Annotated in this window: 19 protein-coding genes; 13 read left to right on the plus strand and 6 right to left on the minus strand. The window is 38.1% G+C overall.

The features are described from left to right. Nucleotides 1-19 precede the first annotated feature (19 nt). Nucleotides 20-1246, plus strand: a complete 1227-nt coding sequence (locus ABJQ32_18090) for a TCR/Tet family MFS transporter (GenBank protein ID MEP5291572.1) — start codon at nt 20-22, stop codon at nt 1244-1246. Here the strand turns inward: ABJQ32_18090 and ABJQ32_18095 are convergent. From ABJQ32_18095 to ABJQ32_18105, 3 genes are all read right to left on the minus strand, one after another. Continuing rightward, nucleotides 1224-3830, minus strand: a complete 2607-nt coding sequence (locus tag ABJQ32_18095; GenBank protein MEP5291573.1) for an FtsX-like permease family protein — start codon at nt 3828-3830, stop codon at nt 1224-1226. The two genes, ABJQ32_18090 and ABJQ32_18095, sit on opposite strands and share 23 nt — an antisense overlap. Beyond that, on the minus strand, nt 3827-4153 hold the full coding sequence (locus tag ABJQ32_18100) for a PadR family transcriptional regulator (GenBank protein ID MEP5291574.1): 327 nt from the start codon (nt 4151-4153) through the stop codon (nt 3827-3829). The genes ABJQ32_18095 and ABJQ32_18100 overlap by 4 nt, the downstream gene beginning before the upstream one ends. A gap of 235 nt (nt 4154-4388) precedes the next feature. After that, nucleotides 4389-4745 carry a hypothetical protein gene (locus tag ABJQ32_18105; protein ID MEP5291575.1) on the minus strand — a complete coding sequence of 119 codons (357 nt, stop codon included), beginning with the start codon at nt 4743-4745 and terminating at the stop codon, nt 4389-4391. A 35-nt stretch (nt 4746-4780) separates the two neighbouring features. Between ABJQ32_18105 and ABJQ32_18110 the strand changes: the two genes are divergently transcribed. The 5 genes from ABJQ32_18110 (at nt 4781) to ABJQ32_18130 (ending at nt 12599) form a co-directional block, all read left to right on the plus strand. Further along, nucleotides 4781-5425 carry a DUF6503 family protein gene (locus tag ABJQ32_18110; protein MEP5291576.1) on the plus strand — a complete coding sequence of 215 codons (645 nt, stop codon included), beginning with the start codon at nt 4781-4783 and terminating at the stop codon, nt 5423-5425. Between the two features lie 114 nt (nt 5426-5539). Beyond that, nucleotides 5540-5869 (plus strand): PadR family transcriptional regulator, encoded by a 330-nt coding sequence (locus ABJQ32_18115; protein ID MEP5291577.1) that lies wholly within the window; start codon nt 5540-5542, stop codon nt 5867-5869. A gap of 1 nt (nt 5870) precedes the next feature. After that, complete coding sequence (locus tag ABJQ32_18120; protein ID MEP5291578.1) at nt 5871-8510, plus strand: FtsX-like permease family protein; 2640 nt, start codon at nt 5871-5873, stop codon at nt 8508-8510. Further along, on the plus strand, nt 8510-11137 hold the full coding sequence (locus ABJQ32_18125) for an ABC transporter permease (GenBank protein ID MEP5291579.1): 2628 nt from the start codon (nt 8510-8512) through the stop codon (nt 11135-11137). Before ABJQ32_18120 ends, ABJQ32_18125 begins: the two co-directional genes overlap by 1 nt. Further along, entirely contained in the window at nt 11130-12599 is a 1470-nt protein-coding gene (locus tag ABJQ32_18130) for a serine hydrolase domain-containing protein (protein MEP5291580.1), read from the plus strand. The genes ABJQ32_18125 and ABJQ32_18130 overlap by 8 nt, the downstream gene beginning before the upstream one ends. Before the next feature lie 133 nt (nt 12600-12732). On the opposite strand, the gene ABJQ32_18135 is transcribed toward ABJQ32_18130, so the two are convergent. Further along, complete coding sequence (locus ABJQ32_18135) at nt 12733-13095, minus strand: SnoaL-like domain-containing protein (GenBank protein MEP5291581.1); 363 nt, start codon at nt 13093-13095, stop codon at nt 12733-12735. 247 nt (nt 13096-13342) lie between these two features. Between ABJQ32_18135 and ABJQ32_18140 the strand changes: the two genes are divergently transcribed. The 7 genes from ABJQ32_18140 to ABJQ32_18170 all read left to right on the plus strand — a co-directional run bounded on the left by ABJQ32_18140 (nt 13343) and on the right by ABJQ32_18170 (nt 18225). Next, entirely contained in the window at nt 13343-14215 is an 873-nt protein-coding gene (locus ABJQ32_18140) for an RNA polymerase sigma factor RpoD/SigA (GenBank protein ID MEP5291582.1), read from the plus strand. 62 nt (nt 14216-14277) lie between these two features. Further along, entirely contained in the window at nt 14278-14913 is a 636-nt protein-coding gene (locus ABJQ32_18145; GenBank protein MEP5291583.1) for a hypothetical protein, read from the plus strand. Next, on the plus strand, nt 14910-15242 hold the full coding sequence (locus tag ABJQ32_18150; protein ID MEP5291584.1) for a tRNA-binding protein: 333 nt from the start codon (nt 14910-14912) through the stop codon (nt 15240-15242). The genes ABJQ32_18145 and ABJQ32_18150 overlap by 4 nt, the downstream gene beginning before the upstream one ends. 127 nt (nt 15243-15369) lie before the next feature. Beyond that, complete coding sequence (locus ABJQ32_18155) at nt 15370-16146, plus strand: exodeoxyribonuclease III (protein MEP5291585.1); 777 nt, start codon at nt 15370-15372, stop codon at nt 16144-16146. A gap of 5 nt (nt 16147-16151) precedes the next feature. After that, on the plus strand, nt 16152-17234 hold the full coding sequence (gcvT, locus tag ABJQ32_18160; GenBank protein ID MEP5291586.1) for a glycine cleavage system aminomethyltransferase GcvT: 1083 nt from the start codon (nt 16152-16154) through the stop codon (nt 17232-17234). Nucleotides 17235-17299: 65 nt separating this feature from the next. Beyond that, nucleotides 17300-18001 (plus strand): 2-phosphosulfolactate phosphatase, encoded by a 702-nt coding sequence (locus ABJQ32_18165; GenBank protein MEP5291587.1) that lies wholly within the window; start codon nt 17300-17302, stop codon nt 17999-18001. Between the two features lie 2 nt (nt 18002-18003). Continuing rightward, nucleotides 18004-18225, plus strand: a complete 222-nt coding sequence (locus ABJQ32_18170; GenBank protein MEP5291588.1) for a hypothetical protein — start codon at nt 18004-18006, stop codon at nt 18223-18225. On the opposite strand, the gene ABJQ32_18175 is transcribed toward ABJQ32_18170, so the two are convergent. Both ABJQ32_18175 and ABJQ32_18180 read right to left on the minus strand, forming a co-directional pair. After that, complete coding sequence (locus ABJQ32_18175; GenBank protein ID MEP5291589.1) at nt 18222-19145, minus strand: leucine-rich repeat domain-containing protein; 924 nt, start codon at nt 19143-19145, stop codon at nt 18222-18224. The genes ABJQ32_18170 and ABJQ32_18175 overlap by 4 nt on opposite strands. A 61-nt stretch (nt 19146-19206) precedes the next feature. Further along, nucleotides 19207-20352: an AraC family transcriptional regulator gene (locus tag ABJQ32_18180; GenBank protein ID MEP5291590.1), complete on the minus strand. Its 1146-nt coding sequence runs from the start codon at nt 20350-20352 to the stop codon at nt 19207-19209. Between the last annotated feature and the right edge of the window lie 10 nt (nt 20353-20362).

Consider the following 20362-nt stretch of genomic DNA (forward strand, 5'->3'; position numbering starts at 1 on the left):
TGCCGATCATTTTCGTCATATGAAAAACAAACAAGCCGCAATCATATTCATTTTTATTACTGTGCTGATTGATATTCTAGGGATTGGATTGATTATTCCTGTTTTACCTCAATTATTTAAGGAAGTAGGTGGACTTAGTGCAAGTGAGGCAGCATTTGTCGGTGGACTCCTTACAGCTACCTATGCTGTGATGCAGTTTTTCTTTGCGCCAATCCTTGGTGGTTTGAGCGATAAATATGGAAGGCGCCCTCTACTTCTCATTGCCTTACTGGGTTTAGGTTTAGACTATGTAGTCATTGTATTTGCCCCTACCATCGCCTGGTTTTTTGTAGCAAGAGCTATAGCTGGAATTTGTGGTGGAAGTATGACCGTTGCGAATGCGTATATTGCAGACATAAGTACACCTAAGGATCGAGCGAAGAATTTTGGTATGATTGGAGCAGCTTTTGGTCTAGGGTTTGTTGTGGGGCCAAGTTTGGGAGGTTTGCTCGGGGATATTGGGACGAAAGTTCCTTTTATGGCTGCTGCAGGTTTATCATTCTTAAATATGGTGTATGGCTACTTTGTGATACCAGAATCTTTGAAAAAAGAAGATCGAAGAGAATTTAGCTGGAAAAGAGCAAACCCATTTGGTACTTTAAAGCAAGTGTTTAATTATAAAGCCATTATTGGGCTAGTCGTTAGTCTATTTTTCATTTACATAGCAGCAAATGCTACCCAAGCTAATTGGCCATATTTCACAGCCGAAAAATTCAAATGGGGAGCTTCAGAAATAGGGCTTTCGCTAACTTTTGTTGGAGTAATGGTCGCCATTGTTCAAGGTGGAGTTATCAGCCCAGTTGTGAAGAAGATTGGAGAGGTTAAAGCTGTTTATGTTGGGTTGTTCTTCAATATACTCGGACTCTCGCTTTTAGGAATTGTTCCGGAGGGCTGGATGATTTATGCTGTTATTGTACCTTATGCTTTTGGCGGACTAGCAGGGCCTTCGCTTCAATCTTTAATGACATCCCAAGTACCCAAAAATGCGCAAGGAGAGTTTCAAGGTGGACTGACAAGTATCGTCACCATATCCGCAATAATAGGACCCTTGGTGATGACTGGAATATTTAGATATTTCACCAATCCATCTAATGAAATTTACTTCCCTGGAGCTCCTTTTATCCTTGGGACGTTTTTAGCAATCATCAGCGTTTTCATTGCTAGTATTTCCCTTAAAAATCTAGTTACTCGTCCTTCAGATGATTAACCGGATTTGAAGAAGCAGCTCTAATGGATTGATATCCAACAGTGAGAATTACAAGCCCTAAAACAATAAGAAGAGCAAGTCCAAAAGTGATCCAGGAAATAGAAATTCTATAGTAGTAAGACTCAAGCCATGCGTTGAGGAAGTAAATAGCAAAAGGCACACTGATAATAAAAGCGATAGCTACCCATTTGGTGAAATCTTTGAATATCAATTTGAGAATGGTATTGATCTGAGCCCCCAGAACCTTTCGTATACTAATTTCTTTCCTTCTCTTTTCAATAATAAATAGGGTCAATCCATAAAGACCTAAACAAGCAATCGCAATAGAAAGAGCTGAAAACAATCCGACCATTCCCAGATATCGGTTTTCCTGCTCATAAAGTCCAGCTACACGATCATTCATAAATGAGTGTGTAAATTCCTGAGTTGATCCTAACTCATCCCACATCGCCTCAATTTCTTCAATTCGTTCAACAAGATTACTCATATCCATCTTTAGGGTTATGGTACTATGAGCAACAGGATTCGATGCTATTCGATGGAAAATAAGTGTTGGACCCACCTTATTCTGGAGCGTTTCAAAATGAAAATCTTCGACTATTCCGACTACATTGATTTCTGTATTTCCAATTCGAATAGTATTTTCTTTTTCAGGAGTAAACTGAAAAGCTTTGACTGCAGCTTCATTCAAAATCACAGAGCCACGCTGATCTCCCTCAGAGTCAGGCAAGAAGTTTCGTCCGTATTTTACAGGGATATCATAAATGTCAAAGAAATTCGCGTCCACATAGGTGTATCTCATTCTCAGTGGATCACCTTCCCACTCATTTGGTCTTACGAAAACAAAACTCCCAGTCCATGAAGTTGGAACTGATCTACTGCTGGATATATCTGTGATATAAGATTTATTTATGAGCTCCTCTTTAAAGGTATTGAGCCTAGATTGAGCTAATTCACTATTGGTAAAACTTCTTGGCGAAGCAGAAACAATTAAAATACCTTCTGACTCGAATCCCATATCCTTATTCGACATGAAATTAATTTGTTTGTGTACGATGATGGTACCTGCTATTAAGAAAAGTGCTATAGCAAACTGAATAACCACCAGTACGCTCCGAAAACTTGACGAGTTACTTATCCCTAACTTTTGTCTCAATACTTTAATGACACTAATGGATGAAAGGTAGAATGCTGGATAGCTGCCACTTAAAAAGCCCAGACAGATGATCAAAAACGAAAAAGCTATAATAATTTCTTGAAGTGAGAATTGGTTAAACGAAACTGTTACATCAAAAAACTGATTAAACTGAGAGACTAGAACTGCGACAATGAAGACCCCAATCGTACAAGCAAGAAAAGACATTACCAATGCCTCTGTGATAAATTGAGCTCGTAATTGACCTTGAAATGCACCCAACACCTTTCGCAATCCTATTTCTTTTGCGCGTTGTGTGGCTTGGGCAGTTGAGAGGTTCATAAAATTGATAATCGCAATTAGAAGAATCCCAATTCCTATTACCAGTAATGTTCTTGCATTGGATGAATCACCGAAAAAAGTGTCGTACGTTTGATCAAAAGGGAGCAGTTTGAAGTTAGTGTTTCCTCGAGTTTCAGCATCCCAAATTGATTCAATAAGATTAGGAAAATCTGCTTCCAGTGGTACTGCATCTTCCTGTTTCTGTAAGAGTACATAGGTTTCCAAAAAGGAACCATTCCAACGATTAGACAATTCAGGATAAACCGGAATGCTCTCAATTGGAATAATCAGAGAGGGCCTTATTGATGCATTATCTGGATGATTTTGAATAACTGCAGACACTTCATAACGCATGGTTGTATCCTCTTCTGGCAAGAAAATCTCAAGACTGTTGGCTACTGCATTTTCTGTATCAAAATATTTGATGGCCAACTCCTGGTTGAGTACTACGGAATGTTTTGTAGGAAATACATTATTTAGACTACCATGAACTACGGGAAAAGTGAAAATCTTAAATAAAGAAGCATCTGTATAAGTAATGGATTCTTCCAGATAGCGATTGTTTTTTAAAATGCTGGCTTCAGTTGTATAATGCCTAGTAGCGTACTCCACTTGTTGGTAGTCATTTTTCAGGCGATCTTTTAAAGGCATCCAGGTATCATAAGTTGGCTGAATACCATCAGGAGTGATACGTTCTTTGTATGCCAAAAAGATGCGATCCTTGTTGGTGTGATGATCATCAAATGTGAAAATTTGGTGAGTGTACAGGTAAATGAAGATAAATGACGCTACCCCTATAGATAGCCCAAGGATATTGATGAAAGAAGTGGATTTTCTTTTCAGAAGGGTTCTGAATGCAATTTTTAGATAGTTTCTGATGATCATGGTATTGAGGGATAAATGATAAAAAGATTTTAAGTTGGTTGGACGTAGTGATACAATCACTTCTAGAATCAATTTGAACTTGGCTTTAGTTTTACCCTCCTCAGCAATTCGCCAATGGTAAGCTTCAGTGATATCCCCAAGGATTTCGTCAGAGTAATCTGATCGTAAAAAAAACTCGAGGAGTCTCTTAGCCCATTTTGGAGAATGTTGAGGAGTGTTCATGCCGGACTAAAATTCAATTTTGGGATTACCTTCCAGATTTCATTTCGTCGATGTTGAAGTTCCTGAGCAGTTTCATAACCTTTATTGGTTGCTTTGTAAAGGCGCTTTCCTTTTCCTCCCCGTTCCGGTGTGGGATCCCCCATTCGTGAGTCTACGAATCCTTTCTTTTCCAGTCGCTTAAATACTACATGAATGGCAGGCAGAGAAATAGATTGATTTAACTGGCTTTTGTACTCTTTGGCTATCTCAAATCCATACGTTTCTTCCTTCATTAGGAGGATAATGAGGATCATTTCTTCTAGTGTCCCAAGTTGTAGACTCATTAAATTAATTTTTGTTTAAAATATAAGATACGAATAAAATTAATTTTTGTTTAAAAAATATAATTGCCCTCTGCTGGTATTGAGTTACAGCTATTGAGCTAAGTGGCCAATTATCCCTCTTTGGAGAGGGTTAGGGAGAGGAATAAATGAAAACAGCTTAGCTAGTAGCGGAGGTGAAGGAAGGGTTTTACACTTTTATCATATCCACCCCCAACCCCCGCCAGTGGGGGAAATCTTAATGTGAACTCTTCAAAGCTCTCCAAGTCCACATCCCTGCGATAAACTCAATAAAGGAGAAGGCCACAAGAGCTAATGTTCCTCTCTCAAAAACATAAAGCCAAATGAAGAACACAAACTGTACGATTCGGATTTGCACAGTGAAGCCAAAAAATGGAAGTAGATTTTCTTTGGAATTCCTAACATAATAATACCCAAGAACGGATACTACAAAACCGAGAATAACTCTCCAGATACTTTCAGAGTCAGGTATACCAATAGCATTTAATACCCAAGAAGGAGCGATCATCAGAAATAACCCCTCAATAATCAGGTAGAACCCAAAGAACCATACAGTTTTTGCAGCTTTACTCATTTTTTACTCAATTACGTCTTGTAATTTATCACTCTATGAAAAAGTTCTTTATTCTAATTGCCTTTTTTCCATTGCTAGTTGTTGCGCAAATAACTTCAAAAGAAGTCTTAGCAAAATCAATAAAGTATCATGATCCAAATAGAGAGTGGACAACTTTAAAAGCGATATTGACTTTTAATGAAGTAAGGCCTGAGGGACCAGAGCGATTCTCAACCTTCATCCTTGATAATGGTAAGGACTATTACAAAGTGAATAGAAATGACGAAGAAATATACGAGGTTGTCCAGGGAAAAGGGAAAGTTTTACTGGGAGATAAGGAAGTAGAAAGATCGCTGTTTATGCGCAATTACTACTTGTATCTATGGGGACTCCCAATGAAACTATTAGATGAAGGGACTGCTCTGGATGAAGAAGTTTTGAAAGAAAATATCAATGGCATTGCATGCCATGTTCTGAGAGTAGTGTATGAGAAGGATACCTGGTACTTCTTCATTGATCAGAAAACTGGAAGACTGGTCCAGTATAAATTTTATAAAGATGAGGCTGCTGGGAAGGGAGAGCTTATTGGCCTAGAAGATGAAGTTTCATTCAAAAGCTTAAGATTTCCTCAAAAAAGAAGCTGGTATACACTTCCTGAAATGAAGTATCTCGGTACAGATATCCTTACAAAAGTGGAGTAGATCTCAATTACACTTTAGTTTATTTTATTGATTGAAGGTGTGGCTATTTTATTTACTTAACAAAAGTGAAACTTATATATTATATTCACGTTTGTTAAGTAAATATTTTGATCCATGGAATATCAATTAGGTGAATTTGAAGAGCTCGTATTACTGACAGTGGCTGCTCAGCATGATCAGGCATATGGAGTGTCTATTCATGAATTTCTCACTGAAGAAACCAAAAAGAAAATCAATGTCAGTGCAATTCATGTCGCACTGAAAAGATTAGAAAAAAAGGGATTTGTGGATTCACGTTTTGGTGGAATTACGGAAGAACGAGGAGGTAGGAGAAAAAAATTCTACATAGTCACGGCACTGGGCAAAAAGGTGTTGGATGCTTCGCACGATCTACGTACAAGTATCTATCAGAAAATTCCACAGCTCCAATTCGTAAAAAATTAGAATGTCGGAACTTCAACCACCAAAATGGGCACTCAGGTTTCTGAGATGGTATTGCCGAGAAGAATTTCTTGATGAGATAGAAGGAGATCTATTCGAGTTTTTCTACTTGAGAGGCAAGACTTCTCAGAAGTCGGCCAATCTGTTTTTTGTGTGGAATGTCTTCCGATCTTTTCGAATAATCAACTTTAAAAAAACTGGACTACTTAATAATTGGACTATGAACTTATTAAAAAACTACACTAAAATATACTTCCGTCGGTTTCGGAAGGAAACATCTCATTATCTGGTTAACATATTGGGGTTAGGGTTGGGATTTGCTATCCTGTTTTTCATCCTCATGTATGTCTATGATGAGCAGAGCATTGATCAATATCACACGAAAATGGATCGTGTCTATCGGTTGGTAGAAAAAAGTCAGGAAGAGGATGGGATTCACGATTATTTAAGTACATCCAATGCTGTTGCTGCAGCTTTAAAATCTGATTTCCCAGTAGTAGAAGAGACAGCACATATGACATACATGGGGTCGCAAGTATTGGTGGAAGGAGATATTAAAATTGCAGATAGAGATTGGGCGCTAGTTTCTCGGGGAATATTTGACATTTTGGATTTTCCTATTGTCAACGGTAACCCCAAGAAGGAATTTGAAGGTCCTATTGGAATCATATTGGAGAAAGAGATGGCAAAGGCTCTTTTTGGTCATTCAGATGTGGTAGGAGAAGTGCTAGATGAGTCAAGATTTGGACCAGTAGAGGTGTTGGCTGTGATGAATTCTATGCCGGCTAATTCAACTTATCGTTTCAAAGAAATCTATATATATAACCTAGAACAGGTTGATGAAGGATTTCAAAACTTTATGAAATCATGGGATACACGATTTATGCAAACGTGGGTCCTTTTAAAAGAGGGAGCTAATCCTGAAGATATCTATGCCAAGAAGTCTGATTTTCTTGAGAAGTACTATGATGAAGAAATTAGGAAAGAACATGATTTTTACCTTCATCCGCTGAGCGAACTTCATTTGGGATCTACTCATATAGAGAATGGCGGTCCTGGACCATTGTTGGCAATTCCTTATAGTGACAGACAGTTTGTGTCCATGATATTGCTTATGGGCTTTTTGGTGATTTTCATTGCTGCACTCAATTATGTAAATCTCTCTTCTGTACAAGCTTTAAAAAGGACTTTAGAAGCCAGCATGCGAAAAATCAATGGAGCCAATGCCCGACAACTTGTTGGTCAATTGTTTTTTGAAACATTGTTTACAATCCTTATAGCTTACTTTTTATCAATTCTATTGATCATTGTTCTTTTTCCTTACTTTCTGCAGATAGCCAATAAGAATATTGAACTAGTGAATTTAATATCCATGGACTTCATTATTTCACAGTTGGTTGCAGTCATAGTTATATGGGTTGCTTCAGCAATGCTTCCGGCATTATACTATTCAAAGTTGAAGAGGTCACTTCTAATCTTAAAAAATGCTTTTTCTGGGAAAGGTGATACATTAAGAAAAGTGTTAGTTGGTATTCAATATTCGCTATCTCTTTTCCTGATCATAGGTTCAATGGTTATTTATCGTCAATTAAATTTTGTACAATCCAAAGACTTAGGATTTGATAAGGAGAATCTAATTGTCATGGACATTAATTCAGGAACTACCAGAAATAGCTTTAAAGGAATAATTGAAGGCATAAAGCAAAATCCGAACGTGATTAATGCAACCACTTCATCTCGAGTTCCAGGTGAATGGAAAAATATTCCTCAAGTATTTATTGGAGAAAACTTAGCCGAAAGTGAACTTGAAGCAAGCTTTTATGGGATCGAGAAAAACTGGCTTGATACCTATGGTGTGAAGCTCATTGAAGGACAAAATTTTACAGGGTCAGATGATACGGATAGTTTGTACGTGCTGGTGAACGAGCGGGCTGTTGAGATGCTGGGCTTTGATGAGGCAATTGGAAAAAGTATTTGGGTAATAGAAGGAAATGAGGGTGATTCAGCCAGATTGAAAATTGCTGGAGTGGTGGAGAACTTTCACTTCGAGTCACTCTATGAAACTATAGGTCCTGTTGTATTAGGAAGTTGGAATAATCATGTGATGGGTATCGACTATTTCACCATCCGATATAGTCAGAATCCACGTGAAACGGTTAGTCATATTGAAACAGTCAATGATAAATTTGATCCTGAGACTCCAGCGGAGATAAATTTCTTAGATCAGCAATGGAATCGATTTTATCAGGCAGAGGAAAGTCGAGCAACTATCATTTTAATAGCGTCGATTGTATCGATCATCATTTCAGCCTTTGGATTGTTTGGGTTGATCAACTTCACTGTAGAGCGAAAGACCAAAGAGATAGGTATTAGAAAAGTGATGGGAGCAACTATTCCCAATATTCTTAACCTGGTGTTGAAAGACTATTTAGTATTGTTACTTATTGCTTTGGTGGTTTCTGTACCCGTTTCATGGTGGTTATTTGAGGATTGGCTTTCTGATTTTGCCTACAGGATAAATCTAAGCGTTGATCTTTTTCTCATAGCTTTTGGAACAGTTTTAATGATTTCTTGTGCTACTGTATTAAGTAGGATTTTCAAAATTGCTAAATCAAACCCTGTCACAGCCATTCGTTACGAATAATGGCTGCTAAACCACCAAAGTGGCCTTTGAAATTCTTGCGATGGTTTTGTAAGAAAGAGTACCTGGATGAAATCGAAGGAGACATTCTTGAACTTTATCATGCAAGAGCTAAACAATCCAGAAGAATAGCAAATGCTTTCCTTTTCTGGAATGTCTTGAGGTCGTTGAGGTGGGAAAACGTAAAGCATAGTCAGATGATCAAATTCGGATTAATTGGAAACTATTTCAAGGTGGGTTTCAGAGCACTATTAAAAGATCGTCAGTTTACTGCTATCAACCTTTTTGGTCTTTCATTAGGACTTTCAGTTTTTCTCACAATTGTGTTATTGGTAAGGCACGAGCTCAGCTTTGATCAATTTCACTCCAAGGCAGATAGGATATATCAGGTTATTCAAGAGTTTGAAAATGCAGATGGAGTAGATCCGGAAATTTGGACTTCCTGGCAGCTATCGAATGCCCTCAGAACGGATTTGGACATTGTAGAAAATGCCGTCACCATCCATGCAGCTTCCTCTACCTGGGTAGAGACCGGAGGCAAACAATTCTTTGAAGAAGATGGGATAGTGGCGGGACCACAATTCTTTGAAATTTTTGATTTTGAGCTGAAAGATGGCAACACAACTAATGTTCTTAGCAGAAAGCGATCAATTGTTTTAACTGAATCTCTGGCTAAGAAATATTTTGAGTTGGAAACCCCAATAGGGAAAGAAGTTGAGTTAGAATTTTATGGGAGGTTTACTGTGACAGGAGTACTAAAAGACATTCCTGCCAATTCATACATTCAATTCAATTTCATCATTACTCAAGATTATGATGTGTTTCTACAGAATGTATCCGAGAATTTTAGAAGGTCGTTTTATGCATGGACTGGTGACCCGGTGGCTACTTATGCCCTTTTGAAAGACCCGAAGTACAAAGAATTGTTCGAAGCTAAAGCGGAAACTATGCTTGCGAAGTACCTTGATGAAGAATACATGAATCGACACTATTTACTAGGATTGCTCGACCTTCATTTTAATTCCCACGGCATTGATGGAAGAGTCAATGACTATGTCAAAGGAGATTTTTCTAAAATCCAATTTTTGATCATTGTAGGTTCAATCATTCTACTAATGGCCTGCTTTAACTATATAAGCATATCTACTGCGCGCTATATCAAACGAACGAGGGAAGTGGGTGTGAGAAAAGCGATGGGTGCACATAGCAAACAGGTTGCAGCTCAATTTTTGATTGAGTCTTTTTTGATGGTGTTATTTTCTTTCATGCTAGGTATGGCCTTTGCCAATTTTCTACTTCCATATTTCAATATACTTACTGGAATAGAACTTGATCTAAGCACTACGTTTGTAATCGAATCACTTCCCTATTTCATTGTCACAGTCATACTGGTTACACTCTTTGCCGGCTTCTACCCAGCTTTTCATTTAAGTAGATATTCAGTCGTTAATGTACTTAAGAATATGACTATTTCTGTTTCAGGAAATAATACCCTTCGCAAGTCCCTTGTGATTATTCAATACTTGTTTGTTGTGATGATTTTGGCAGGGTTGACCATAGTCAATCAGCAATACACTTTCATGAATAGTAAGTCTCTGGGCTTCAACACGGAGCAATTGGTCGTTGTAGAAATCAATAGTGCCCCAGTACGAAATAACTACTCAAAAATTAAAGATGAGCTTCTTAAAATTCCAGATGTTCAAAAAGTTGCTGGTCTTACCAGGATGATAAGTGGGTATAGATCAGGAACCGCAGTAGAGGTGAACGCATTGGGCAATCCGAAAGGGAAAATTGCAATGAAATACTACGGAATGGATCAAGATGGTATTTCTACACTGGAACTTTCATTGGTTGCAGGTCAAGGTTTTTCCGGAATGAAAGGACAGGATAGTATTTCTGTTTTAATTAATGAAACAGCTGCAAAAATGTATGGAGGGAATGGTGCTGTTGGACAGTTGATAAAGATTCAAGAAACAGGAGGCGATGAATTGCAAGCACGTATCATTGGAGTCATAAGTGACTTCCATTATAGATCACTTCGAAAAACGATTGGCCCGGTGGTGATTGGACACTATCACAATCCATTTGTAAGTCTAGATGATATTGTGATTCAATTAAGTGGTTTTAATACAATCTCAACACTGGAGAAAATTGAAACTATTCATAATTCTTTCGATACGAATAAAGTGATGACATGGGAATTTATGGACGATATGGTACAGCGGGAATATGAAAAGGAAGCGATTTTTAGAAACGTATTTGTTAGTGCTTCTATTGTATCATTTTTTATTGCTGTAATTGGTATGATTGGATTATCCTCATATAATGTAGTAGCAAGAAGAAAAGAAATCGCCATCCGCAAAATTATGGGGGCAGGATTTCTAGACTTAATTCACCAACATACACGCGAGTTTGTCAAATTTTTATTGATAGCATCAGCAGTATCGGTACCACTATGTTGGTGGCTTGCTTCACAGTGGCTGATCGGGTTCGAATACCGGGTGAGTATTTCCCCGTTGATCTTCTTGGCCGTTATCTTGTTCGTACTGGCTATTACATGCCTGGTGATCCTTACAGTAAGCAACAAAACGATTAAATCAAATCCAGTTAATTCTATTAGATATGAGTAATGAAGAGAGAATGCAATGTAAATTTTCGCCACTCATCTACCTGATCTCACTTTTAGTTGTATGCCCTTGTATTGGACAAAAAAGATCAAAGGACAATGCTGTTTTATCTGAAATAGAAAATGGACTAACAATCACAGCTACACTTAATGGAATAAATGGTAACTATTCTATTCAAGATAGAATGGAATATTATGGTGTTCCGGGCGTAAGTATATCCGTAATGAATGGTGATAAAATCGATCTGAAAGCTAGCTATGGAGTATCCAGAAAAAAGGATGAAAAAGGCATTGACTCGAATACCCTTTTCCAGGCAGCCTCTATTGGTAAGCCAATCACAAGTTTTGCCATTTTCAGACTGGTTCAAAGTGGATTATTATCTCTGGATACTGACGTAAACGATTATTTAAAAGGATGGCAAATTGACTATTCTAATTACAGTGATACAGCAAAAGTCACCTTAAGGCAGATTATATCTCATACTTCAGGATTGTCACGAGGGAGTGTCGCATACTATTCGATTGGTGAGGAAATACCTGATAATGAAATAGACATGTTAGATGCCAACCCGCCCGCAAAGCTTGAGCCAGTTAAATTAGAGTTTGAGCCAGGAACAGATTGGTCTTATTCCGGAGGAGGTTATACCGTGCTTCAAAAAATTATTCAGGATGTATTAAATGTTGGCTTTGAGAAAGCAATGGACTCTTTGGTATTCAAGCCATTAGAGATGCATAGAAGCTTTTTTGATCCATCATTTAGCGACACAAGCACAAATGTTGCATTGGGTTATAATTACGATGGCACTCTGGTTGAAAGTGGCTGGATGATACTGACGGATCTTGCTGCTGGTGGACTTTGGACAACTCCGAATGATATTCTGAAATTTGTTTCCGCTTTCTCAACATCCCTTAAGGGAGAAGCTGTTGGTTTTCTCACGAAGGAACTCGCTGATGAAATGCTTGACCTTGGACTTTTTGTTGATGATAAAGGAACTCCAACCATATTTTCATTCAGGGGTACGAATAAGGGCTATAGAAGTGAGTTTATAGGCTTTATAGAAAACGGAAGAGCCAACGGAGCTGTAGTGATGACTAATTCTTATAATAGTCGTTATTTGATTCAAGAAATTCTAAGAAGTATCTCAAATCATTATAAATGGCGATATCCTTTTGCTAAAGAACCTAAAGAGTATAGTGTTGTAAGCTTAGATGATAAGAAACTTTTTCAATTTAAGGGGAGGTACAAGTCTGAGAGTAGAGATTATGTGATAGAATTAACATCTAGAGATAGTTTGTTGATGGTAAGCAGAGAGTGGAATGGACGTTTCACTTATATGAATCCAACATCTGATAGTTCTTTTGTCGACCCTACAACTCTTCAAGAATTCGCATTTTTGAGAAACTCATCAAATGAATTTACGAGACTGATTATTAACGGAAAATCAACATACATCAAAATAAAATGAGACTGTCTCAAAAGCCGTCATCGCGAGGAATCGAAGCGATCTCATGATAGAAAAAATGCCTTGAAATCATTTGAGATAGCTTCACTTGTTCGCTATGACGTTTAATTTGACTTTTGAAAACAGCCTCATATTCTTACCCTGGAGCATTATAATAGAATCGCTCGTGAACAATCAAATCCCCATCCCATTTTTTCACAGAAACTTCCTCGACTTTCATCCGGTTTCCATTCTTAAATGAAACATCTACCCATGACTCGGTCATAGTATACCCTGTTTCTTCGTTGGCAGACATAGCTCCGATACCACCTCCATGCATTTCAGCTATCATATCCAGCCATTCTTCATTCCTTTTTCTGTTTGTTGCTTTGCCTTTGTATTCTATACCATCTCCCTCTATCATCACCACATTTTCATGGTAAAATTTGTCAAATGCTTCGAGCATTTGTCCTTGGCTGACCATAGATTGCAATTCTTGTTCTTTTTCTAGTAAGTTCATTTTGTATTGTGTTTTAGGGTTTAATTAGTGTTTGAACGATTACACTCAAAGTGAATGGACAATGCCTCTTTCCTAAATCAGAATATTAATTTTCTGAAATTGTAAAGAAAATCGAAACTTACTGGGGCAATTTTTGGTTGATTTATCGTATATAATAAGATAATCTATTGCAAATACAGCGGCGAAAAGCCTATCTTTGCAGATTGCTTTTGTAGACCCATAACAAACTAGTATTTAAAAAGAACATATGCGACAGTTAAAAATTACCCAGTCAATTACCAACAGGAGAGAAAGCCACACCCTGGAGAAATATTTTACTGAGGTAAGTAACGTTCCAATGATTACTCCAGATGAGGAAGTAACGCTAGCTAAGCGTATCAAAGAGGGCGATGACCTTGCATTGGAAAAACTTGTGAAAGCAAACCTTAGGTTCGTGGTATCTGTGGCTAAGCAATACCAAAATAGAAGTCTGCCACTAAATGATTTGATCAATGAGGGGAATCTCGGTCTAATTAAGGCAGCAAAGAAATTTGATGAAACAAAGGGATTTAAATTTATCTCTTACGCCGTATGGTGGATTCGTCAGTCCATTATGCAAGCACTTGCTGAGCAGTCAAGAATTGTTCGTCTTCCTATGAATAAGTCTGGTGCAATTAACCAGATCAGAAGAGCCTATGCGGAGCTAGAGCAACAGTTTGAGCGTGAACCAACAGAAGAAGAATTGGCTGACATTCTTGACATGAAGCCAAGCGAAGTAAGAAATACGCTTGGAGCAGAAGTGAAGCAAATGTCAATGGACGCACCTTTCGGAGAGGATGAGAGTGGGTCACTACTGGATGTTCTTGAGAACCAAACTACTGGTCCTACAGATGGAAACTTGGTTTTCAATGATTCATTGAAAGTAGAAACCATGAGAGCATTATCTACACTTACAGCTCGTGAAAGAGAAGTAGTGATGATGAGTTTTGGAATCGGATGTGACAATCCATTCACACTTGAGGAAATTGGCGATGCAATGGGATTGACAAGAGAACGAGTAAGACAAATCAGAGAGAAGGCGCTTCAAAAATTAAGAGAGCCAGGCAAAAACAGAAGGCTGAAAGAATTCTGTGCAAGCTAGCAACTGAGAAAATACGAACTAATCTCGACCATAGTGTCGAGATTTTTTTTGCCCTAAATAATATGCCGATTCAAGACAAACTTGCATTTGCACTAAAACAGAAGATTCAGGAGCCAAACAGGCAAGCTGCGAAATATATTGTTGAAACGGGAGGCATGAATGCAGTGGAAGAGTTAGTTGCTTTCTTCGAAAGCAAACCAATTCAAAGAGCTCAATCTGATGCGGTTCTTACACTTGCTTACACGGGAGAGCTGTCTCCAAAATTATTGGTTGGTCAAATTGATTTTTTATTAGAACAATTGAGGAGTCCCATCAATCGTGTTGTTTTTGGGAGTATGATTGGTCTTGCGCATATCGCCCATTTAGTAAAGGAGAAGTTGTATGATGTACTTCCTCAAATCATTGATGCGATGGATGTTGGTACAGTTGTGACCAGAGATTATGGATTTCGGATCATGACTACTCTGTATGTCGATAAGCATTTTCAGAATGACATGTTTTTACTCATGCAAGAGCAATTGATGAAAGCTCCTTCTAATCAGCTCGGCCAATATACTGAGCGATTAATCCAGGAATTGAACAAATCCCACCTGAATGCACTTATTGAAATACTAGAGGAAAGAAGAAGTGATATTGAAAATGAATATCACTTAAAAAGATTAAACAAGAACCTTAAAAAATTATACAAACTGCTATGATTAATTGGAGTGACTTTGAGAAAATAGATATGCGAGTTGGCACCATTGTTAAAGTGGAGGAATTTCCTGAAGCAAGGAAACCAGCCTATATTCTCACCATTGATTTCGGCCTTGAAATCGGAACCAAAAAGAGCTCTGCACAAATCACCACACTTTATAACAAGAAGCGTCTGAAAGGCGAGCAAGTCATAGCGGTAGTAAACTTCCAGCCAAAACAAATAGGTCCATTCATGAGTGAATGCTTAGTCATGGGCATCTATAATGAAAGTGAAGAAGTGGTGCTACTTAGACCCCAAAGAGAGACAATGAATGGATGCAAAGTGGGTTAAAGCCTTGTTCACCTAATTTCTGATATTTTAACCTGTTAATTTCCCTCAAAATCAAGTCAGGGTTAAGTTTTATAAATGGCTCGGTGTGCTTTTCTTTGCGCACTTGACACTAAATCTGAAAAATTAAATGCCTCAATCTCATCTGGTTTCCTGGAATGTAAATGGTATTCGTGCCATTGTGAAGAAAGACTTTATTAAGGACGTAAAAGCAATGAATCCTGATGTTTTATGTCTACAGGAGACAAAAGGCCAGCCAGAAGATGTAAAGACAGCTTTACAGCTTTTTCCAGAATATAGTCTAGCCGTAAATTCATCCAAAGCCAGGAAAGGCTATTCAGGCACTGCCATCCTTTCAAAGGAAAAACCACTTGAAGTTTTCTATGATATAGGTATTGAGGAGCATGATCAGGAGGGAAGAGTCATAGCCGCTGAGTTTCAAGATTTCTTTGTGGTCACAGTATACACACCTAATTCCGGTGAAGGAATGAAGCGTCTGGATTATCGAGGTACATGGGACGATTCATTCAGAGAATACATCATTTCTCTTGAAGAGAAAAAGCCAGTAATCATTTGTGGAGATCTAAATGTTGCTCATACGGAAATAGATATTGCCAGGTCCAAAGAAAATTACAATAAAGCGTCAGGATATACGCAGACTGAAATCGATGGATTGAACGCTTTATTAAATGAGGGATATTTAGATACGTTCAGATTGAAATATCCTGAAGAAGTAAAATACTCCTGGTGGAACTACAAGTATAGAGCGAGAGAGCGAAATGTGGGTTGGAGAATCGACTACTTCCTGGTGAGTGAAAAATTGAAAGATCAAGTTGCTGAAGCACACATCTACAATGAATATTTTGGATCGGATCACTGTCCGGTTGGATTAAAAATTAATAGCTAGAAAGCATGGAAACGAAACAAATTCCTTTGAATGACCTGCATGAAAAATTAGGTGGAAAGATGATGCCATTTGCAGGGTATAATATGCCAGTAAGATATTCTTCTGATAAAGAAGAACACATGACAGTGAGAGAAGGGGTAGGGGTTTTTGATGTCTCGCATATGGGTGAGTTTATGCTTCGAGGACCTCATGCGTTGGACTTGATTCAATGGGTGACTAGTAATGATGCTTCCAAGATTATCAACGGTCAGGCGCAGTACTCGTGCTTACCGAATGATAAAGGAGGGATAGTTGATGATCTATTGGTATACCGTTTCTCAGAGGAGAAATACATGTTGGTTGTCAATGCCTCTAACATTGAGAAAGATTGGAACTGGATCAAAGGCCAAGACAAATGGGGAGTAGATATGGAGGATGTGTCAGATGATTTAGTGCTTCTGGCTGTGCAGGGACCAAAGGCAATGGAAACACTTCAAAAACTGACAGAAGTCGATCTTTCTGAAGTTAAATTTTATCACTTCAAAGCCGCATTCCTTGCCGGATATGAAATGATTATTTCTGCAACTGGATACACAGGATCAGGAGGTTTTGAGCTATATATCAATAAGGAAGATGCTAAAGATGTATGGAATAAAATTTTTGAAGCGGGCGAAGAGTTTGGAATCAAACCGATTGGACTGGGGGCAAGAGATACCTTACGACTAGAAAAAGGATTTTGTCTTTATGGTAATGATATTACGGACGAGACATCTCCGCTAGAGGCAGGTCTTGGATGGGTAACCAAATTCACGAAGGACTTTGTGAATAGCGAAAATATAAAAGCTCAAAAAGAGGCAGGTGTTCAAAGAAAACTAGTTGGTTTTGAAATGACTGAGAGAGGTATTCCCCGTCACGATTATGAACTTGCTGATTTAGATGGGAATATTATTGGTATGGTAACTTCTGGTACAATGTCACCCTCGTTGAATCTAGGAATAGGCATGGGCTATGTTACCATCGAAAACAGTAAGCCTGACACTGAGATCAATGTGATTATTCGGGATAAGCAAGTGAAGGCAAAAGTTGTTAGACCACCATTTTTGAAGTGACCTGAAGGGTTATCCTGAACGTGATGAAGGATCTTTATTAATTCAAGCAAGATCTAAATATAATTATGAAAACCATTGAAGTTTGTTTAACACCAGACCTGATACATCAGCATGATTTGAAAGGAAAAATCGTGGTAGTTGTAGATGTATTTCGGGCAACTTCATGCATCGTAACAGGCTTGGCGAATGAGGTAGAGGCTATCAAGCCGGTAGGAGAGGTAGATGAAGTCAAGGCCTTAGGAAAGGAAGGCTATTTAATGGCGGGCGAGCGAGGAGGGATCAAGATCCCTGAGTTTGATATGGGAAACTCCCCTTTTGAATATCAAGCTGATCAAGTAAAAGGAAAGAAGATAGCGATCTCTACGACAAATGGCTCTCAGGCAATCATTAAATCGGAAGGGGCGGACGAAATTATTATAGGAGCTTTTTTGAATTTGGAAAGCGTGGCTGAATACGTATTGCAATCTAAAAGCAATGTGCTCATACACTGTGCCGGATGGAAGGGAACACCTAATCTGGAAGACACGCTTTTTGCCGGAGCATTGATTGATGAATGTGCTGAGGAAATGAAAACAGTTGGCGATTCAGCGTTGGTTGCTCATCAGGTCTACATTGCCAATCATGAAAACTTGTTTGGCATAGCGAAGCAATCAAGCCATGCTGAACGACTCAGTGGATTTGGTATCGAGGAGGATCTGGAGTTTTGTATGACAGAAAGTGAGTATCAAGTGGTGCCAAGGCTGGTGGCGGGTGAGTTAATTGTATAAAAATGAACTGGATTTACATTCTTATCTCAATAGTGATCATTGTTCAAATCGCCATTTTCATCATGGGGAGGAGAATAAGGAAACGCGAGAAAGAGAATAATGTGCTGTTTAAGTACGATATCAACTCTCGCCAAAGAGCCTGGCAGTTGTTGGCTGACCCTTCGATTCCTGATGAGGATAAAGAAAAGATCAAGGCGATTTATGACGATGAATCTTCTGATTAAAAATTCACCTTTGTATCCTTAAGTATAGACTCAATTCGCTTTTTCTCTGCCTCAGAAAAATGATTTTCGCCCAGTTCCAATACAGCTAGATTTAGAAATGGACTTAGATCATCAGGCATTTTTTCTATTGCATTATTTCTTAGTAAAAGTACTTTCAATTGACTCAGCTCCTTCAGAGCTATACTAAGGCTTTTAAGGTCTAGATCGGGGTTGTTGTCCAAAACCAATCCTTGCAAATTCTTAAGAACGCTCATTTCTCTGGGTAAAATTTTTATATCATTCTTAGCCAGACCAAGAATAGTAAGAGACTCCATTTCTGCTAATACTGAGATAGTATTTTCTAAATTTAATCCTGGATTATCGCTTAGCAATAGTTCTTCAATCATATCCAGTTCACCCATTTTCGGCGGAAGTGATTTCAAGGAGTTTCCTTCAAGTACAAGCTTATCCAGCATCTTAATGTTGGTTAATACGTCAATCGATTTATCTAGGTCCAGATCTCCATTGAAGGAGAGGTCAAGTTCTCTTAATTTGGCCCATTTTGATAAGACTTTTGGTAGAGATTTGAATTGATTGCGACTGATGTTAACAACATCAATATTTTGCAATTTTTTCAAATTACTTGGGAGAGTGTAGAGACTATTTCCCTCAACCTTAAGCAATTCCAGATTAGCAAAACCTTCAATTCCTCTAGGCAGCTCCTTCAGATTGCAATTAGTTAGAAACAACACCTTTAAGTTGGTTAGATTAGAGACCATTTCTTCAATGTCCCTCACCTCTTCACAGGGGATGTCAAGCCACTCGACTTGTAAGGGATCAGGTTTTACCTGACTGAAGGAAGTAAACCTTTTAAGATTATTCTGTGCTTGGGCGAATAAGGTGGAGATTAAAAGAAAGGGAATTGAGAATATCTTTTTCATGTCACAAAAAGAAATAGAACAACTCATAGAAAGGTCGCAATGGGTAGATTGAGACCTGTTGTCAGTGAGACCTATTGTGTTTTAGAAAATCACTTGGAGACATCTTGGTTAGTTTTTTGAAAGATCTATTAAAAGTAGCTTTCGAGTTAAATCCGCATTCATAAGCGATAGATTCAATTTTATAATGCTCAAAATCGGGATTCATCATCATTGATTTGGCCTCTTCAACTCTGAAATGATTGATAAAATCATAAAAACTTCTCTTCAAATGAGTATTGAGCATGAAGGAAATCAAGTTTGGTTCTTCTCCAATATGCCTAGATAAGGAGGAAAGGCTTATTTGATCATCTTTAAACAGCTTCTCATCTTTCATGGAGTGCTCAAGTTTATCAATAAGCTCTTTTACTTTTTCTTTGGAAATACTGGAGTACCCCTTGTTTGAATAAAGAGTTTTTGGTTTGATTAGATGAATACCAGAGGATTGAATCAAAGCTTCCAAACCTAAAAAATAAGTTAAGTAGGTTACTCCTAAAATTAAGGTGTACATGATCACAACAAGAAAAAGACCTCCAACATCGTATTGAAATGTTATTAGCAATAGAATAATGAAGGGAATCCAACAGATCCATATCCAACGATAAAAAGAAATGAACTTCAAAAGCCACCTTAGAGTAATATCCCTTAGGTTGGCATAATTACCTATTATCCAATTTTCATGATTTTGAATAAGTTTTAAAGACTTGTTGGCGAAATAATAAATAGAACCCCCAGTCCATAGGTAGATCAAGGTGTAGAGAGGGATAAATATGGAAGTTCGATCATAGGAGGTATTACATTGAACAGTAAAGGCAACTTGGGCGATGTGGAATACGAGTTCAACAATGGTTGGGATAAATAACTTAAACTCCGCTTTGGAAAAGGAGAATGCATTGTCAGTCTTGCTCTTAGAATACAAGTACAGCAAAGGACCAATTGCAGTAGTGTAATTCAGAGGAATCCACAATAGCCATGAGTAACTAGCTGTAATATTAAAGTCTATCAGCAAGAGGTATGTAAGGTGTAGGAAGGTGACTGCTAGGGCTATAGATAAATACTTATTAGAATTAGCTTGACTATGTTTTCTAACAGCTAAAACAATGGTAATAATTATGCCCTGAAAAATCCCTGCTGCGATGAGTACATTAACAAAGTTGATGTTGTAAGGCATACTTGATTAC

This window comes from Marinobacter alexandrii (assembly GCA_039984955.1).
Lineage (GTDB): Bacteria > Bacteroidota > Bacteroidia > Cytophagales > Cyclobacteriaceae > Ekhidna.

What these genes read in the sequence shown, in the direction of transcription:
- ABJQ32_18115 (MEP5291577.1), top strand. Translation starts at nt 5,540, where the DNA reads ATGGAATATCAATTAGGTGAATTTGAAGAGCTCGTATTACTGACAGTG.
- gcvT (MEP5291586.1), top strand. Translation starts at nt 16,152, where the DNA reads ATGGAAACGAAACAAATTCCTTTGAATGACCTGCATGAAAAATTAGGT.
- ABJQ32_18170 (MEP5291588.1), top strand. Translation starts at nt 18,004, where the DNA reads ATGAACTGGATTTACATTCTTATCTCAATAGTGATCATTGTTCAAATC.
- ABJQ32_18100 (MEP5291574.1), bottom strand. Translation starts at nt 4,153, where the DNA reads ATGAGTCTACAACTTGGGACACTAGAAGAAATGATCCTCATTATCCTC.
- ABJQ32_18130 (MEP5291580.1), top strand. Translation starts at nt 11,130, where the DNA reads ATGAGTAATGAAGAGAGAATGCAATGTAAATTTTCGCCACTCATCTAC.
- ABJQ32_18155 (MEP5291585.1), top strand. Translation starts at nt 15,370, where the DNA reads ATGCCTCAATCTCATCTGGTTTCCTGGAATGTAAATGGTATTCGTGCC.
- ABJQ32_18090 (MEP5291572.1), top strand. Translation starts at nt 20, where the DNA reads ATGAAAAACAAACAAGCCGCAATCATATTCATTTTTATTACTGTGCTG.
- ABJQ32_18165 (MEP5291587.1), top strand. Translation starts at nt 17,300, where the DNA reads ATGAAAACCATTGAAGTTTGTTTAACACCAGACCTGATACATCAGCAT.
- ABJQ32_18125 (MEP5291579.1), top strand. Translation starts at nt 8,510, where the DNA reads ATGGCTGCTAAACCACCAAAGTGGCCTTTGAAATTCTTGCGATGGTTT.
- ABJQ32_18150 (MEP5291584.1), top strand. Translation starts at nt 14,910, where the DNA reads ATGATTAATTGGAGTGACTTTGAGAAAATAGATATGCGAGTTGGCACC.
- ABJQ32_18180 (MEP5291590.1), bottom strand. Translation starts at nt 20,352, where the DNA reads ATGCCTTACAACATCAACTTTGTTAATGTACTCATCGCAGCAGGGATT.
- ABJQ32_18135 (MEP5291581.1), bottom strand. Translation starts at nt 13,095, where the DNA reads ATGAACTTACTAGAAAAAGAACAAGAATTGCAATCTATGGTCAGCCAA.
- ABJQ32_18105 (MEP5291575.1), bottom strand. Translation starts at nt 4,745, where the DNA reads ATGAGTAAAGCTGCAAAAACTGTATGGTTCTTTGGGTTCTACCTGATT.
- ABJQ32_18175 (MEP5291589.1), bottom strand. Translation starts at nt 19,145, where the DNA reads ATGAAAAAGATATTCTCAATTCCCTTTCTTTTAATCTCCACCTTATTC.
- ABJQ32_18095 (MEP5291573.1), bottom strand. Translation starts at nt 3,830, where the DNA reads ATGAACACTCCTCAACATTCTCCAAAATGGGCTAAGAGACTCCTCGAG.
- ABJQ32_18145 (MEP5291583.1), top strand. Translation starts at nt 14,278, where the DNA reads ATGCCGATTCAAGACAAACTTGCATTTGCACTAAAACAGAAGATTCAG.
- ABJQ32_18120 (MEP5291578.1), top strand. Translation starts at nt 5,871, where the DNA reads ATGTCGGAACTTCAACCACCAAAATGGGCACTCAGGTTTCTGAGATGG.
- ABJQ32_18140 (MEP5291582.1), top strand. Translation starts at nt 13,343, where the DNA reads ATGCGACAGTTAAAAATTACCCAGTCAATTACCAACAGGAGAGAAAGC.
- ABJQ32_18110 (MEP5291576.1), top strand. Translation starts at nt 4,781, where the DNA reads ATGAAAAAGTTCTTTATTCTAATTGCCTTTTTTCCATTGCTAGTTGTT.